The following is a 15,667-nucleotide window of genomic DNA, read 5'->3' as shown; positions in this document are numbered from 1 at the left end:
ATATAATTATCGACTTTTAACCGCTTGAATTCATATAGATATAACACCCCTTAAACAAACCGGAAAGCAGCGTTTTCATCGATTAAAACCAAGGGAGCGGTCGATCGGTACTTACATCTCTGAAAGAATATCCAACGCCTCCGAAAGCGTAGAGACTCCGTGAATTTCTAAGCCGTCAATCGCTTTTTTAGGCGCATTGGCCTTGGGAATAACCGCTTTTTTAAAGCCGTGTTTTGCCGCGTCGTTAAGCCGCGCATGGCCGTTGGCGACCGGCCTGATTTCACCGCTCAGGCCGATTTCCCCGAAAAAGAAAACATCATGCGGAATCACCTTATCCCTAAGACTGGACACAACGCCTATCACAATAGCCAAATCGGAACTGGTTTCCGTCACTTTAATGCCGCCGACCACGTTGGCGTAAATCTCATCATTTGCGGTAAAAATGCCGCCGTGCCGGGACAGCACGGCCAGCAGCATCGCCAGACGATTCTGGTCGAAGCCCACCGCCAATCGCCGGGGATTGCCGTACTGACATTCGGTCACCAGCGCCTGGATTTCCACCAGCAGCGGCCGCGTCCCTTCCCACAACACGGTCACCACACTGCCGGAAGAAGGTTTGTCCGGCCTGTTTAAAAACATCGCAGAAGGGTTTTTAACTTCTTTTAATCCAGTGCTGTCCATCGCGAAAAAGCCCAATTCGCCGACGCTGCCGAAACGGTTCTTATCCGCCCGTAATACCCTGAACCGGGCATCATCGGTCGATCCCAGCATGACTTGAGTATCGACAATATGACTCAAGGTCATCGGCCCGGCCAGCGATTGATCCTTGGTGACATGGCCCACCATAAAAATCGACACGCCCTGCTTTTTGGCATATTGGGTTAAATAACTGGCAGACTCCCTGACTTGCGAAACCGATCCCGGCGCCGACTCCGTATCCTGGGTATGCATCACCTGGATCGAGTCGATCACCAGAATTTGCGGTTTGATCTCATCCATCACATCGCAGATGCGCTGCACCGAGGTTTCGGCCAGCATCATGATTTTGTCCGCAGGCAACTTGAGCCGGTGCGCCCTTTCGGCAATCTGTTGCAGCGACTCCTCGCCGGACACATACAGCACACTGACGCCGCGCGCCGCAATATTGGCGATAGCCTGTAGCAACAACGTACTTTTGCCCGCGCCAGGCGCTCCGCCGATCAGCACCACGCTGCCGCAAACAATCCCGCCGCCCAGGACGCGGTCGAATTCGGAAATTCCGCTGAAAATTCTTTCCGCCTTGGAAAGATTAACATCCGATAATAATCTGACCTCGGACCGGCTTCCGGCATAACCGGCCGAGCGGTTATTACGCTCCGTTGTTCCGCCCAGCCTGACTTCCTTGATAGTGTTCCATTCGCCGCAGCTGGTGCATTGTCCGCCCCAGCGGGGATAATCCGCCCCGCACTGATCGCAGACAAATGCGACCTTGTTTTTCTTACTCATACGCTTTAAAAAATATCGTCAACAGTTGTTAAATGATCCAGCAATCGCCGACACTGATCCGCATCTGGCCGCCCCTGCAAATATGAGGCGCCGGGATCAATGATAAATTGTTTATCCATCGCCGTGCGTCCCAGCAACATACGAAAACTCATACTGTCACGGTTGGTCAGTGTCATTTCGGCCTTTATCACCGACTGCCCCAGCACCAGCCGGGTTTCTATCACATAACGGCGTTGCTTGTGGCCTCCGGAATCGGTCACGATGCGACGGTCTTTAACCTGCGCATGGCATTCAATCGCCACATCGCAGCTTTTTTGCAATGGATGAATCGCAAACATCACCCAACGTTGCCCGCCTTTTCGATAAGGATCGATAGTGAACGCATGCAAAGCCGATGACCGCGCCCCGGTATCGATTTTTGCTTTAATCTCCGCCAGCTTGAGTTCCGGCAGAGCCACCCATTCACGCCAGCCTAACATTGGTTTGTGTATCATCTGTGTAACGCCTTGATCTAAAGATCCCAACAACTGCCGGAGTACCTGTAAAATGTCCGCCATTATCCTTGAATACAGCAAGCGGATAAAAAATATTTATCAATAGGAACAAACCATGTCCGAATCATTGAGTTACGCTTCCGAAAAGTCAGGTTTGCCGCCCGGCTCGCTGGTGCATGTCGGCGAAGTGCATGAACACGAGCATAAAATCACCGTCATTAGTTACAACAAATCAACGCTAGTCAGGCATACCGTCAAGAATATTGAAGAACTGTTGCCTTACCGGAGCACCGATACCGTCACCTGGGTGATTATCGACGGCCTGAAAGACGTTTCAATCATTGATGCGATCGGCCGGCATTTTGATATTCATGCGCTGGTACTCGAAGATATTCTTAACACCCATCAGCGCCCGAAGTTCGAGGAGTTCGACGATTATTTGTATATCGTTCTCAAAGCGCTTTCCCTGGCCGACAATGAATTCAATGTGGAATATGAACAAATCAGTTTATTGCTGCTGGATAAGTTTGTTTTCACCTTCAAAGAAAAACCGGATGCGATATTTGATCAGCTGTTCAGCCGGCTTAACAACGATAAATGCCATATCAGGAGTCTTGGCACGGATTACCTAACCTATATCATCATGGATACCATCGTCGATGAATATTTCGCACTACAAGATACTTTCGATGAATTGATTGAAACCGTTGAAGACGAATTGCTGACCAATCCATCGGCGCAAACCCTGAACACCATCCAGAAAATCAAGCGTGAACTGATCTTTTTACGCCGCAGCGTGTCGCCGCTGCGGGAATTGCTGGCCTCCATCCAACGTAGCGAATCGCAGCTACTGAATGAAAAAACCAAGCGCTATTTTGGCGATGTTTACGATCACGTCATTCGCGTCAGTGAAGCGATGGAATCTTACCGGGACTTGATCGCCGGTATGCTGGACATTTATTTATCCAGCATCAGCAATAAAATGAACGAAACCATGAAAATATTGACCGTGTTTGCGTCGATTTTTATTCCGCTGACTTTTATCGCCGGTGTCTACGGCATGAATTTCGAGTACATGCCGGAGCTGAAATGGAGATGGGGCTACCCGGCATTATGGGCAATATTTATCGGCGTAACGGTTTTTTTGCTCAGGTTTTTTAAAAAGAAAAACTGGCTTTAGAGCTGCGTGTTTTTACTCCCACGAAGAACACGAAAGAAAAAATGTAACTACTCGGCAGATGCTGACCTTGCAAAATGCCAGCCATAATACCGAACGGCAGAAATAAAAAATCCTCTGACAGGTGAGGTATTGTCAGCTGCCAATCGTCTCAGCAGAAATGTTAGAACTTTTTTGAATGTTGGGTACTCCATCTACCAGAAGACTACGAAGAAATGACTGTCATTTACCTGTCACCATCAAAAAACCATTGCCGTCTCAATGAGGAAAATCATGTTTTATACGATTAACAGACTAATCACGTGCGCCTTGCTCCTAACCGCCGCATGCACGACGGCTTTTGCACAAGCGATTCCCGACGTCAACATCGTCAATGACACCATCCAATACGACGTGCAGACTGACGGCCGCTACACCGTTGAAGAACGCGTCGCCTTGCGCATTGAAACGCCACAAGCTGTGCAGCGCTTTGGACAACTGCCGATGCCTTACAGCAGTACGCTGCAGCAGTTGGACGTGCTGGAGGCTTATGTGCTTGGCAAAGACGGCAAGCGCACTGATGTGCCGGCAGACCGCATCATGGTGCAGCAGACACCGCAAAGCGCTGGAGCACCGATGTTTGACGACGGCAAAGTCAAGGTCATCATTTTCCCCGGCGTGGAGGTGGGTTCGGTGCTGCACCTGCACACACGCAAGACGCAACTCAAGCCGCTGTTCCCAGGCCACTTCTCGATGGTGGAGACAGCCCTGGGCATGTTTAACGTCGAGTCTGAAGTGATCACGCTGAGGGCGCCGGCGGCACTGAAGTTACACGTCGATGCCGTTAATTTTAAGGGCGGTGCCGTCAAGGCCGAGCAAGCGGATACACAGAATTGGCGTTGGGAGGTCAAAGACTGGAAAGCACTGCCCTTAGAGGCCGGTTCAGTAGCGCCGCAGGATTCCAGCCCGCGCGTAGCGGTTACTACTATGGCCGACGACCAAGCAGCCGCCACCGCCTACCGCGAGCGTGCGCTACCGCAAGCCGCTGTGACACCCAGTATCCAGGCGCTGGCCGACGAGATTACCAAAGGCATCACCGACCGCCGTGCGCAGGCCGAGGCCATCTATGGCTGGGTTAGCGCCAACATCCGCTATGTAGCGATCTTTCTGGATGTGGGCGGCGTTGTACCGCATGCCGCAGACGAAATCGCCAAGGCGCGTTACGGCGATTGCAAAGACCATACTACCCTCTTAGGCGCTTTGCTCGCGGCTAAGGGTATCCCAAGCAGCCCCGTGTTAGTCAATGCCGACTTGCGCTTTTGGAAACCGGCGGTAGCGGTAACGCCGGGCGTCTTCAACCACGTCATCCTGCGCGTCCCGGAGTTCGACGTAATCTCGATTCCACCGCCAAATTCTCGCCTTTCGGCACCTTAGGAATGACGCTCCGAGGCAAGCCTGCATTAGTGGTGAGCGACATCGGTCAAGCTAAAACGGTGACACTGCCGCTATCCTTACCGGCTCAGGACCAGGTGCGTGTGGCGATGAATCTAGTAGTTGAAGCCGACGGCACGGTGCGTGGACATGCCGATGTTGAAAGCGAGGGCATGTTCGGCCTGATCGCGCGCGGGTTAATGGGCACCATTCCGCAGGGTGTAGAAGCGCAGGTAGTGGACAAGGTACTCACCAAGACGGGGCAAAATGGCAGTAGCGGCTTCACACGCGGAAAACCGCTCGACCTGGCGATTCCTCATCGTTACAGCACCGATTTCACGCTACCAAACTATATACAACTACCCGGTCCGGGGGCGTTCATTGTGCCGCAGGGATTTAGCAGCCCCACCAATATTGCGGCGACGTTCGAGCAATTGGGACTCTCGCAACGCACATTGCCGGTGCCGTTGCAGGGCCGACGCATAGAAGAAACGATCACGCTGCAGCTGCCGGAAACCTTCAAGCCGACCGCACTTCCAAGCGGCGTACAGTTGAAGTGGACGCATGGCAGCTACGAATCGAAAGTGAAGGCTGAAGGCTGAAGACTCAACCGTCACCATTACCCGCGTGCTCTTGCTCGCGCTGCCTAGACCGCTGCTGCTGCCGCAAGACTACGCTGAGTTCCGCATCTTTGGACAAGCTGTGATGCGCGATTTGCGAACTCAGCTTGTTTATTGAACAACCGTCTAGTACTCAGTCAATCTTGTTTTGTCGGGTGGTAATTTAATTGTGGGAGCGGCTTTAGCCGCGATTGTCGCGGCTAAAGCCGCTCCCACATAGCCTTCTTCACTCGACATTATAAATTTGACTGAGTACTAGTGTCTTTAAGCGCAGCCGATAAGAAGCAGGGTCGTTTTGTACGGATCGATACGCTGGAATTATCGGATCAACAGGTCGTGCGCGGCTGGCTAAAAGGGTATGCAGATAAGGTCCTTTTAGTTCGGCAAGTCTTTACAAACAAAGACGGCAGCACAGGGTTGTTGAATCTGGTCTGCAGCGATTTGACGTGCAACGGCGACACGATCGCAACAATCTATCAAAAACGATGGGAAGTTAAAGTGTTTCATAAGTCCTTGAAATCCAATGCCGCATTGGAAAAATCGCCAACTCGCAGGGTCACTACGCAAAACAATCATGTGTTTATGGCGATTTACGCGGTATTCAAGCTGGAATGCTTGAAGTTAAAACACAAAACGAACCATTTTGCGTTGCGAGCTAAGGTCTTTATTAAAGCAACCCGTCAAGCCTATGCAGAACTTCAGACTCTGCGGGCTGCGTAACATCAGTTACTAACTCTGGACTGTATAATAGCCGCAAAAGTATAATAGCCGCAAAAGTTTTGGTATCAATCTAGACTTGTTGGCCGATGACTCAGTACAAGGTCAGCCTTGTACTCCAGAGTAATAAGCCATCGCATTTGATAACGGCTTGGGCTTAGCTCGATAACCGTCATTTAAGCTATTCAGTCAAACTGGAACATTCGGAGTTCAAAGCTGGCTTTGAACAATTGACATGAGTAATCGCCAATATTGAATGCCGAAACTGATTGGACGATTAATACTACTTCAAGGCCACGGCTTAATTTACTGAGGATCGAGGAAGAGTTATCGGCGGCTCAGCTACGTTCACATTTTTTAGGGAAATGCACAATGAAAAACAGCAATTTGATTATGCAAAACTCAAGACCTGACAGTTCGCAGTTTCCGCTTTTCCGTGCGGAGAAACGCCCATGATCCGCCACATTCTTGCCATCCTGTCCGTCCTGGTCTGCGGGTTGCTCTCCGTGCCCGCCCAGGCGGCGACCTACACCATGGCGGCGGGTAGCCGTCCGACGTGCTCCAGCGGTTGGTCCGTCAGCGGCAGCACCTACACCTGCCCTCCCGGTGCAACAGTCACTTTGAATTCCGGTGACACCATCGTTCCCGCCTCGGCCATCACCATCGTAGTTAACGCTGGCATCACCCTGAATGGCAACAACACTATCGGCAGCGCATCAGCTCCAGTCAATTTGACGACTACCTACGGCAGCCTGACGATCACTAGCACCAGCGCGGTCTACGGCAACCTGAACACGAGTTCCGGCGCCGTTTCCCTCACCGGTACAAGCGTGAATGGAACCGTAACGACCAGCGGCACGCTCAACACATCCGGCGGACAGATCACCGGCAACGTGTCGGCGAACAACGGCGTCACCTCGACCAATGGGACGGTGTTCGGCGGCAGCGTGACTTCCACCAACGGCGGGATTTCGTTTTCCAGCGGCGGCTCGGTGGTGGGCAACGTTACGTCCAGCGGCAACCTGACGGCCACCGGCGGCGTGGTGTTCTCCGGCAACGTCACTGCGACCAACGGCACGCTGACCCTGACCGGCGGCAACGTCACGGGAGCGGTCCATTCCGGCTGCTGCGTGGTCACGACCAACAACACCAACGTCGGCAACGGCGTCAGCAGCGGTGCGATAAACGGCAGCGGCGGCAGTACCGTCATCATCAACGGTGGCACGGTGTCCGGCAATATCGTCACCAACGGCGGCAGCGGGATCAGCATCAACAACGGCGCGAACATCACCGGCAACGTCACCAGCAACTGCTGCACCGTCGCCATCAACAACAGCACGGTCACCGGCAACATCACCAGCAATGGAGGTTCTGGGGTCCAAATCCAGAACGGGTCGACCATTACGGGCGACGTCAGCGCACCAAGCTACCAAGCTCCCGCCACGGTGGTCGATCCGACGAGCGTCGTTCACGGAACCTGCGACTCCCAGACGAGTTCGTCGAACGATCCCGGCAGCTACAGCAACCGCTGTGACGGCGGCGCGGCCGCTACGCCGCACCATCTGGAGCTTGACCTGCCCTCCGCGAGCGTACTGACCTGCACGTCCAGCACGCTGACGATCAAAGCGTGCGCCGACGCCGCCTGCGGCACGTTGTACACCAGCGGCGTCAGCGGCACTTTAAGTTCGAGCGGGGTGACCGTGAACTGGTCTGGCACGTCGAGTTTTTCGATTGCCAGCGGCAACGGCACGACCACCAAGAGCGTCCAGGTGACGACACCGGGGAATGCCGTGCTTGGCGCGGCCAGCTCGCCTGCGGCGAGCGCGGCCACCACCTGCAATTTCGGGGGAATCACCAACTGCACCTTCACGGCGGCGGACGCCGGTTTCCTCGTCAGCGCGCCGACCCACAGCGCCGAGAGCGCATCGACATTGACCGTGCAGGCGGTGAGTTCGGCGTGCGTCGCCGCCTTTACCGGCGCAAAAACCGTCAATCTCAAATGTGCGTATGCGAATCCCGCCACCGGCACGCGCTCGGTACTGGTCGGCGGCACGGCGTTGAATGCGGTGAACAACGCTTCGGCTGCTTGCGACGGGACGGGCAGGAACGTGGCGCTGAATTTCAACGCATCCGGCATCGCCACGCCGAACCTGCAATACGCCGACGTGGGGCAGGTCAGCGTCACCGCCACCTACACAGGTACGGCCGGAACTCTGGAGGAAGGGCTGAACATGACGGGCAACGGTGCGTTCATCGTCGCGCCGGCGTCGTTCTCGTTCAGCAACGTCGCTACGAGTCCGGTCAAGGCGGGCAGCGGATTCAGCGTTACCGTAACGTCGCTGAACGCGGCAAGCGCGGCGACGCCCAATTTCGGCAAGGAAACCGTACCGGAAGGTGTAACGCTGACTTCCACGCTGGTGATTCCCAATCCCGTGACCTATCCGTCGGCCGCGAATCCTGCATTGGGGAACGGTTCGATAACGGGCAGCGGATTCAGCAGCGGCGCGGCGACGATAACGAACCTTTCCTGGGGCGAAGTCGGCAGCATCACGCTGACAGCCAGCCTGTCGAACGCCAACGGCTATCTCGACTCCGGCCTGCATCCGACCGGAACCAGCGGCACGTTGCGCTTCATCCCCGACCATTTCAACGTCGAGGTGCTGACCGACGCGGGCGTTCCAATGGCGTGTCCGGCCGGGCTGGTCTGCCCGCAGATGTCGCCCGTGATGGATCCGTCTCGGAACGGCTTCGTTTATTCCGGCCAGCCGTTCGTAGCCAGGGCCTATGCGCAGAATGCGTCGGACGAGACGACGCTGAATTACAGCAGCACATACGGATTGTCCAAGTCGGTCGCGCTGAGTGCGCACAACAGCCCCGGCAGCGACGACCCACCCAGCGGCGCGGGCACGCTCGGCAACAACACCGCGTCCGCCAGCCTTTTCGTCGCGGGCGTCGCCGCGATAATGGGAGCGGCCAAGCCGAACTATGCGTTCACCGACGAGCAGACCTCGCCGGCGGACGTCCACCTGCGCGCCATCGAAATCAGCGGCGATGGCGTGACGTCGCAGCAGGCCGCCGCATCGGTCGAGGGCGGCGTCAAGGTGGCGAACGGTCGGGTTATGATGTCGAATGCATACGGTTCTGAATTGTTGCCGTTATTTCTGGACGCAACCGTGCAGTATTACAACGGTACGGCTTGGGTTCCAAGCTCTACAGATACGGTGACGGCCATTTCAGCCGCCAACTTCGCACTGGCATTCCCGAGCGGGACGGTTAGTAACCCCAATAACTTGGCAGCCTGCGAGACAGTATTATCGGTTACCGGTATTTCGCCGAATTTTACGGTGGGCCTGAGTGCACCTGGAATTGGAAACACTGGTTGGACTAATTTGACGCTCAATCTGGATGCAACGTCGGGGCAGAAATGTGTTTCTCCCGGTGGTCCGGGTGGAAGTTCTACAGGTGCTAATCTTCGGTGGCTGCAATTCCCTTGGGTCGGTGGTAGTAGTGTGATAGATCCGACCGCCCGTGCCACGTTCGGTATCTATAAAGGCAACAGTAAATTTATTTATATCCGTGAGCTTTATTAGGGCTACCGCAAGCATAAAAATCCCATCACAATAGCGTTTTTGCAAAACAACTCAAACCCACAGAGATGAAACAAGTCATTGCCTCATCAGTCACAGCCTGAAATGGCTATTTGTAGGATTCTCAAGAAACGGTTTTGAAGCGAGCGGGCAATTTTATCTGGAAAGGGGAGAACGATGGTAACGATGATGGCAGGCGCCTATGAAAAGGGCATTAAATTAGAGTATTTCTTCGTTAGTTAATGCCGATTGCACTTATGGGTTGAATCTAAGAACGAAACCATGAAAATACTGACCGTGTTTGCATCGATTTTTATTCCACTCACCTTTATCGCCGGTGTCTACGGCATGAATTTCGAGTACATGCCGGAGCTGAAATGGAGATGGGGCTACCCGGCATTATGGGCAATATTTATCGGCGTAACGGTATTTTTGCTCAGGTTTTTCAAGAAAAAGAAATGGCTTTAACTCAGCCGTAAATCCGCGCCTCGAAGCCCCGGATTCCGCCAGCTCTAGCCTACTCGGTCAAAGCCGTCGTGGGCACAAACGCCCAAAGATGCGCGGCAACCAAGGCTCGCCAGGGAGAAAACGGCGCTAACCATTGCCGGGCTTGGTGCTCGCTGACCGGATCGGCAGTCCCCAGCAATCGCTGTAATCCGCGCCGCATCGCGACATCGCCATGCAACGAACCGTCCAGCCACCCGAAGCCCCGCAGTAACGCATAACTGACCGTCCACGGTCCGATGCCGCGTATGTTCAGTAATTGTTCGCTAATTAGATCGACCGGCAGTTCCTCTGCGCTATATTCCAGCATCAGCTCACCGGCAACGATCATCCGGCTCAACGTCAGCAGGCACCGGGCTTTGCTTTGCGAAAACCCGGCCTGACGTAAGTCGCTTTCGCTGAATTCGGCCAAATGCTGCGCATCCGGGTAACAGTACAATCCGCTGGAATGACGCAAACCCACGCCTTGAATCAATTTGCGGCGTATCGTCACCGCTGCGCTGACGCTGATTTGCTGGCAGATAATCGCCCAATTTAACGCTTCAAAAACCGATGCTGCGACCGGCACCCGCAATCCCGGCTGACCGGCGATTAAAATACCCAACTGCGGATGATCGCGAAAACGCCGTTCGAATTCCGCTATCGGCTGATCCAAGCCCAGCATCCGTTGCGCCAACTTGCGCAACGCTTCCGTGTCATCTACTCCGGCGGTGCCGTCAATTGCCAATTCCACCTGGGCGCAGGCGTCTTCAAAGCCTATCGCCAGGCAAGCGGGCGAACCGTTCCAGAGCAAGCCTTTGCGCAATGAATTGGCATCAACGGCCTCGGCAACTGCCAATACATCGCGATGATGAAACTTTAATATATCGGCGAGACGAAAATCATCCGGAAGCGGCAACAAACAACTTACCGTATTCATGCTTTGCTTTCCCGCCGCAGCAATTCGGCCTTGCGTTCAACACCCCACCGATAGCCCGAAAGCGTACCGTCCGAGCGCAGCACGCGATGACAGGGAATGGCCACCGCCAGACTATTGGCTGCACAAGCGCCTGCCACTGCGCGCACGGCTTTAGGCGCACCGATGCGCTGCGCAATGTCGGTATAACTGACGGTTTGACCGGCCGGAATGTGTCGTAGCGCCAGCCACACGCGCTGCTGAAACGCCGTGCCGCGTATATCCAACGGCAGATCAAGCCCCAACGCCGGAGCTTCGACAAAACCGACGACTTGCGCAATCCACTGTTCGAACGCGCCATCATTCCCTATCAGTTCGGCTTGCGGGAAGCGGTCTTGTAAATCGCGGGCCAGTGCTTCCGGATCATCGCCTAACGAAATCGCACAAACGCCTTTTTCGCTGATTGCGACCAAAATCGAACCCAATGAACATTCGCCCAACGCAAAGCGAATCCGGCTGTTACTGCCGCCGGTTCGATAATCGGATGGCGTCATGCCCAGAATTTGCGCTGCTTGTTCGTAGAAACGGCTATTGGCGTTATAGCCCGCCTGATAAATGGCTTGTGTAATCGTCGGACTTTTTGTCAGTCCGGCTCGAATCTGTTTAGTGCGATGAGCCGCCGCATAAGCTTTCGGCGTCAGGCCGGTAATACGCTTGAACACGCGGTGAAAATGGTATCGGCTAAGACCCGCATGTTCGGCCAGTTCGGAAAGCGTCGGCATGCTTTCCGCCGTTTCGATCAGGCGGCAGATTGCGGCTACCTTGGCGGCCTGTTGCTGATGCAAGGAAGGCTGATCCGGCTTGCAGCGCAGGCAAGGCCGAAACCCGGCCGTTTCGGCTTCCGCGCAGGTGACGTGAAACCGGACGTTTTCCGGATTGGCGATACGTGCCGGGCAGGAAGGCCGACAGTAGATGCCGGTGGTCTTGACGGAGTAAAAAAATGTGCCGTCAGCCGCCGGATCGCGCGCCAAAACGGACTGCCAGCGGGGATCAGCCGGTGCCTCCGACAGGCTTGTTGTAGTAGTGATGCGACTCATGTTGACTCCTGAAGTGATGCACTCATGCAGTACATTCTACCGAATCGCAGCACTCGCGCACTCCGGATATTGCTGTCAAATTAGGGCATTGAAAAATACGTTTAATTTAATGGAACCCCATCACCCGCTAAAAACAAACTTGCAACTCAGCCATTAATTAAATAGTCTGTAGCAAGTTAATAAATGCATAGTTAAATCAGTGCTCTATTAACTATCTCCAAACGCTTGACCCAGTATGCTTCCGGTCCCATATAGCTGTTACTGTAACTGTGGATATATTTTTCCGGCCCATTATTTTCGGGTCGATCATGAGATACAGATTTTGAAAACACTTCCTCGTCTTTCGACAAAAACAGCCCCTCCTCTATTTTCCGGCCAACCCTATGCCCTGCCGGCACTTCAGCCTAAAAGCAAAGTGTTATTCTTCATGCGCTGGGCTAGGCTATTTGTATGGCTGCTGGCCGTGAACATTTTGACTTTTCCGTGCTTCGTGAGCGCTGAACCGCAACCGCCCCTGCGCATCGGTTCGGAAATCGACTTTCCCCCTTACGTCGATATCGACGCCCAAGGCCAAGCAACCGGTTTCGCTGTCGAACTGTTCACTGCGGTTGCCGCGGTAATGGATATTCCCATTACCTTTCATCCCGATCAATGGGATACCGTCTGGCAGAATTTGAAAACCGGCAAGATTGACGCTCTGCCTCTAGTGGAGCGCATACCGGAGCGCGAAGGCCTGGTGGAATTCACCCGAACTCACACGATCGGTTATGACAGTTTCTTCGTTCGCAAAGATAGCGCAGTCATTGATTCCATTGATCAGGCACGCGACATGAACATCATTGTGGTGCGCTCGGATGCCGCCCATGAGGAACTCGTCAATCGCGGTTTCACGACTCAACTGGTGATTGTCGATACCCTGGCTGACGGCTTTCGCCTACTGGCCTCAGGGCAGCATGACGCGGTGCTGGCACCGTTGCTCCAAGGCAATGCGGAAATACATAGAACCGGACTGGATAAAAACGTCATACCCGGCCCATTGCTCAAGGAATACCGGCGAGAGTTCTGTTTCGCCGTCCCCAAAGGCAATATCGAATTGCGCGACCGCCTCGATCAGGGGCTTGCTATCGTCAAAGCCAATGGCGAGTACGATCGGCTCTATAAAAAATGGCTGAGTATCTACGAATTACCGACTTTTCCGGTTAAATATGTTGCCTGGGGAGCAATGGCTGCTGTCATCCTATTAGCGCTGATGGGGTTATGGACCCGGCAGCTGCGTCGTCAGGTGGAGCTACGCACGGCCGAACTGGCTCAAGCCTATACAGCCGTGCATGCGGAACGTCAGCTGCTGCATGACGTGCTGCAGGCGCTCCCGGTCTATGTATTATTGTTATCGCCGGATTATCAGGTGACCTTCGCCAACCGTTTTTTTAAACAGCGCTACGGCAATGATCACGGACGGCCCTGCTATAAGTACCTGTTCAAGCGCGACAAGCCCTGTACAGTCTGTGAGACCTTCGAGGTTTTAAAGACCAATGCGCCGATAAATTGGAGGTGGACCGGCCCGGACGGCCACGACTACGAGATTCATGACATCCCTTTCACGGACAGCGACGGTTCGCCGATGATCATGGAAGTCGGCATTGACATTACCGAAATGAATCGAGCCAAGCAAGCGCTTTACGAAGCCAATGCCTCACTGGAACAGCGCGTAACCAAGCGCACAACCGAGCTGGAAGTGGCGCGGCAGGAGGCCGAGCAAACGCGCGATTTGCTGCGAGTGACCATGGACAACGCACCGGCGCTGATGTCTTATGTTGACAAAGACTGCCGATACCGTCGCGTCAACAGAAAATACGAGCAATGGTTAAGGCTTAACAATGAACAGATACGTGGCCGCCATATGGGGGACGTCCTCGGCGAGGCGGCTTGGCAATCCGTCGAGCCTTATGTCAAGCGAGTCCTGGCCGGAGAGCAAGTGGCTTTCGAGCTCCAGGTACCGTATCTTGGGAGCGGCCCGCTCTGGGTTCACGCGACGTACTCCCCGGACTTCGACGCCGAGGGACAGGTGCGTGGCTTCGTGGTGCATGTGCTCGACATCAGCGAACGCAAAAAGGCGGAGGAAGCATTGGTCAAGGCTCATGGCCTCCTCGACGGGCTACTGACACAAGCGCCTGTCGGTTTTGCTTACCTGAATTGCAAATTGCACTACCAGCTGATCAATGACAGACTCGCGGAAATTAACGGCCTCCCCGCCGCCGCACATATCGGCCAACGCATCCACGATATCGTGCCGATGTTGGCGCCTGCCATAGAAGAAATTATCGACCAGATTCTCACAACAGGGGAACCGGTGAAAGACCGCGAGCTTAGCGGTGAGATCCCATCGGCGCCCGGCGTAACGCGCTACTGGAACGAAAGTTGGTATCCTTTGTATGATAATGCTGCTGAGATCACCGGTTTCGGTGTCATAGTAGAGGATATTACCGAACGCAAACAAGCCGAGAATGCCCTGCATGAAGCGGACCACCGTAAGGATGAATTTCTTGCGATGCTCGCCCACGAACTGCGCAATCCGTTGGCCCCGATCAGCAACGCCGTGCAAATCATGAAACTATCCAACCTGGACCAAACGCAGCTCGATTGGTGCCGCGATATTATCGGTCGCCAGGTCGAACACTTGGTCCGGCTGGTCGATGACCTGCTGGATGTCTCGCGCATCAGCCGGGGCAAGATCGAACTCAAAAAAGAGCCGCTCGAAGTATCGATTATCGTGCAGCGCGCGGTCGAAACCAGCCAGCCGCTGATTGACGCCCACCGTCATCAAATCGCCGTGCATGTACCGCCTGAACCGATAGTCATCGACGGCGATCTGGTCAGGCTGTCGCAAGTCGTGTCGAACCTGCTCAACAATGCCGCCAAGTATACCGACGAAGGCGGCTGCATCAGTCTGACTGTGGAGCCAGCGGCCAATGAGTTGTTCATCCGGGTTCGCGACAATGGCTGCGGCATCGACCCTTCGTCGCTGTCCGGACTGTTTCAATTGTTTTATCAAGTGGATCGTACCATTGACCGATCCGGAGGCGGTTTGGGCATTGGTCTGGCTCTGGTCAAAAGTCTGGTGACAATGCATGGCGGCGACGTATGGGCTCAAAGCGAAGGCCGCGGTCAAGGCAGTGAATTCGTTATCCGTCTGCCTTGTTTGCCGCAATCGCCGACCGTTCCGGTTCCTGGTCAAATAGCCCACAGAACGAACGAAGACTCGCTACGCATTCTCGTGGTCGACGATAACCGCGATGCCGCCCAGAGCCTGTCCCTATTACTGACCAGCGAAGGACATACGGTATCGTTGGCCTACGATGGTCACGCCGCTTTAGAAGCCGCGCTGGCTGAACGGCCGCAAGTCTTACTACTTGACATCGGCCTGCCCGGCATGGACGGCTACGCGGTTGCGCGGGCGCTAAGACAACATCCGGAACTGAAAATGACTCACCTGATCGCCCTCAGCGGCTATGGACGGCAGGAGGATCGCGAGCTGGCAAAATCAGCCGAATTCAATAGTTATCTGATTAAACCGGTCAATTTTGACGAGCTGCAACGCGCCCTGTCCCCGGCCATCGCTTCCCGACAAGACTCCCTGATAAGCCAAACGCCCATTATTAATAATTATGCCGATTCTTAAAT

The 15,667-nt window shown here is 54.4% G+C and carries 10 protein-coding genes and 1 pseudogene; 7 read left to right on the top strand and 4 right to left on the bottom strand.

Features of this window, described 5'->3' with window-relative positions; genetic code table 11:
* Nucleotides 1-111: 111 nt before the first annotated feature.
* Both radA and V7051_RS04985 read right to left on the bottom strand, forming a co-directional pair.
* A complete protein-coding gene (gene radA, locus V7051_RS04990; RefSeq protein ID WP_333873580.1) occupies nt 112-1,485 on the bottom strand; it encodes a DNA repair protein RadA in 1,374 nt (457 codons plus the stop codon).
* 5 nt (nt 1,486-1,490) lie between these two features.
* Nucleotides 1,491-1,979 (bottom strand): ATP-dependent zinc protease family protein, encoded by a 489-nt coding sequence (locus tag V7051_RS04985; protein ID WP_333873579.1) that lies wholly within the window; start codon nt 1,977-1,979, stop codon nt 1,491-1,493.
* A 115-nt stretch (nt 1,980-2,094) separates the two neighbouring features.
* On the opposite strand from V7051_RS04985, the gene corA reads away from it, so the two are divergent.
* The 6 genes and pseudogenes from corA (at nt 2,095) to V7051_RS04955 (ending at nt 9,958) form a co-directional block, all read left to right on the top strand.
* Nucleotides 2,095-3,159 (top strand): magnesium/cobalt transporter CorA, encoded by a 1,065-nt coding sequence (corA, locus tag V7051_RS04980; RefSeq protein ID WP_333873578.1) that lies wholly within the window; start codon nt 2,095-2,097, stop codon nt 3,157-3,159.
* Nucleotides 3,160-3,429: 270 nt separating this feature from the next.
* A complete protein-coding gene (locus V7051_RS04975; protein ID WP_333873577.1) occupies nt 3,430-4,569 on the top strand; it encodes a DUF3857 domain-containing transglutaminase family protein in 1,140 nt (379 codons plus the stop codon).
* Nucleotides 4,570-4,571: 2 nt separating this feature from the next.
* Complete coding sequence (locus V7051_RS04970; protein ID WP_333873576.1) at nt 4,572-5,168, top strand: hypothetical protein; 597 nt, start codon at nt 4,572-4,574, stop codon at nt 5,166-5,168.
* A 273-nt stretch (nt 5,169-5,441) separates the two neighbouring features.
* Nucleotides 5,442-5,906: pseudogene (locus tag V7051_RS04965) on the top strand (IS701 family transposase); the annotation flags it as partial.
* Between the two features lie 449 nt (nt 5,907-6,355).
* Complete coding sequence (locus tag V7051_RS04960; RefSeq protein WP_333873574.1) at nt 6,356-9,493, top strand: DUF6701 domain-containing protein; 3,138 nt, start codon at nt 6,356-6,358, stop codon at nt 9,491-9,493.
* 279 nt (nt 9,494-9,772) lie between these two features.
* Nucleotides 9,773-9,958, top strand: coding sequence for a CorA family divalent cation transporter (locus V7051_RS04955; protein WP_333873573.1), 186 nt, complete (start codon nt 9,773-9,775; stop codon nt 9,956-9,958).
* Between the two features lie 49 nt (nt 9,959-10,007).
* On the opposite strand, the gene V7051_RS04950 is transcribed toward V7051_RS04955, so the two are convergent.
* On the bottom strand, nt 10,008-10,913 hold the full coding sequence (locus tag V7051_RS04950) for a DNA-3-methyladenine glycosylase family protein (protein ID WP_333873572.1): 906 nt from the start codon (nt 10,911-10,913) through the stop codon (nt 10,008-10,010).
* The gene (ada, locus tag V7051_RS04945; protein WP_333873571.1) at nt 10,910-11,986 is read right to left on the bottom strand and encodes a bifunctional DNA-binding transcriptional regulator/O6-methylguanine-DNA methyltransferase Ada; all 1,077 of its coding nucleotides are present in this window, start codon (nt 11,984-11,986) and stop codon (nt 10,910-10,912) included. Before ada ends, V7051_RS04950 begins: the two co-directional genes overlap by 4 nt.
* Nucleotides 11,987-12,308: 322 nt before the next feature.
* On the opposite strand from ada, the gene V7051_RS04940 reads away from it, so the two are divergent.
* On the top strand, nt 12,309-15,665 hold the full coding sequence (locus V7051_RS04940) for a PAS domain-containing protein (RefSeq protein ID WP_333873570.1): 3,357 nt from the start codon (nt 12,309-12,311) through the stop codon (nt 15,663-15,665).
* Nucleotides 15,666-15,667 lie beyond the last annotated feature (2 nt).

It is taken from the genome of Methylobacter sp. (assembly GCF_036845245.1).
Lineage (GTDB): Bacteria > Pseudomonadota > Gammaproteobacteria > Methylococcales > Methylomonadaceae > Methylobacter_A.
Note: the sequence above shows the minus strand (reverse complement) of the source record. Positions and strands in the feature narration are given on the sequence as shown.

Bases quoted from the DNA above. Each gene is read 5' to 3' on its own strand.
- V7051_RS04985 (WP_333873579.1), bottom strand. From the start codon at position 1,979: ATGATACACAAACCAATGTTAGGCTGGCGTGAATGGGTGGCTCTGCCG.
- V7051_RS04950 (WP_333873572.1), bottom strand. From the start codon at position 10,913: ATGAATACGGTAAGTTGTTTGTTGCCGCTTCCGGATGATTTTCGTCTC.
- ada (WP_333873571.1), bottom strand. From the start codon at position 11,986: ATGAGTCGCATCACTACTACAACAAGCCTGTCGGAGGCACCGGCTGAT.
- V7051_RS04975 (WP_333873577.1), top strand. From the start codon at position 3,430: ATGTTTTATACGATTAACAGACTAATCACGTGCGCCTTGCTCCTAACC.
- V7051_RS04955 (WP_333873573.1), top strand. From the start codon at position 9,773: ATGAAAATACTGACCGTGTTTGCATCGATTTTTATTCCACTCACCTTT.
- corA (WP_333873578.1), top strand. From the start codon at position 2,095: ATGTCCGAATCATTGAGTTACGCTTCCGAAAAGTCAGGTTTGCCGCCC.
- V7051_RS04960 (WP_333873574.1), top strand. From the start codon at position 6,356: ATGATCCGCCACATTCTTGCCATCCTGTCCGTCCTGGTCTGCGGGTTG.
- radA (WP_333873580.1), bottom strand. From the start codon at position 1,485: ATGAGTAAGAAAAACAAGGTCGCATTTGTCTGCGATCAGTGCGGGGCG.
- V7051_RS04970 (WP_333873576.1), top strand. From the start codon at position 4,572: ATGACGCTCCGAGGCAAGCCTGCATTAGTGGTGAGCGACATCGGTCAA.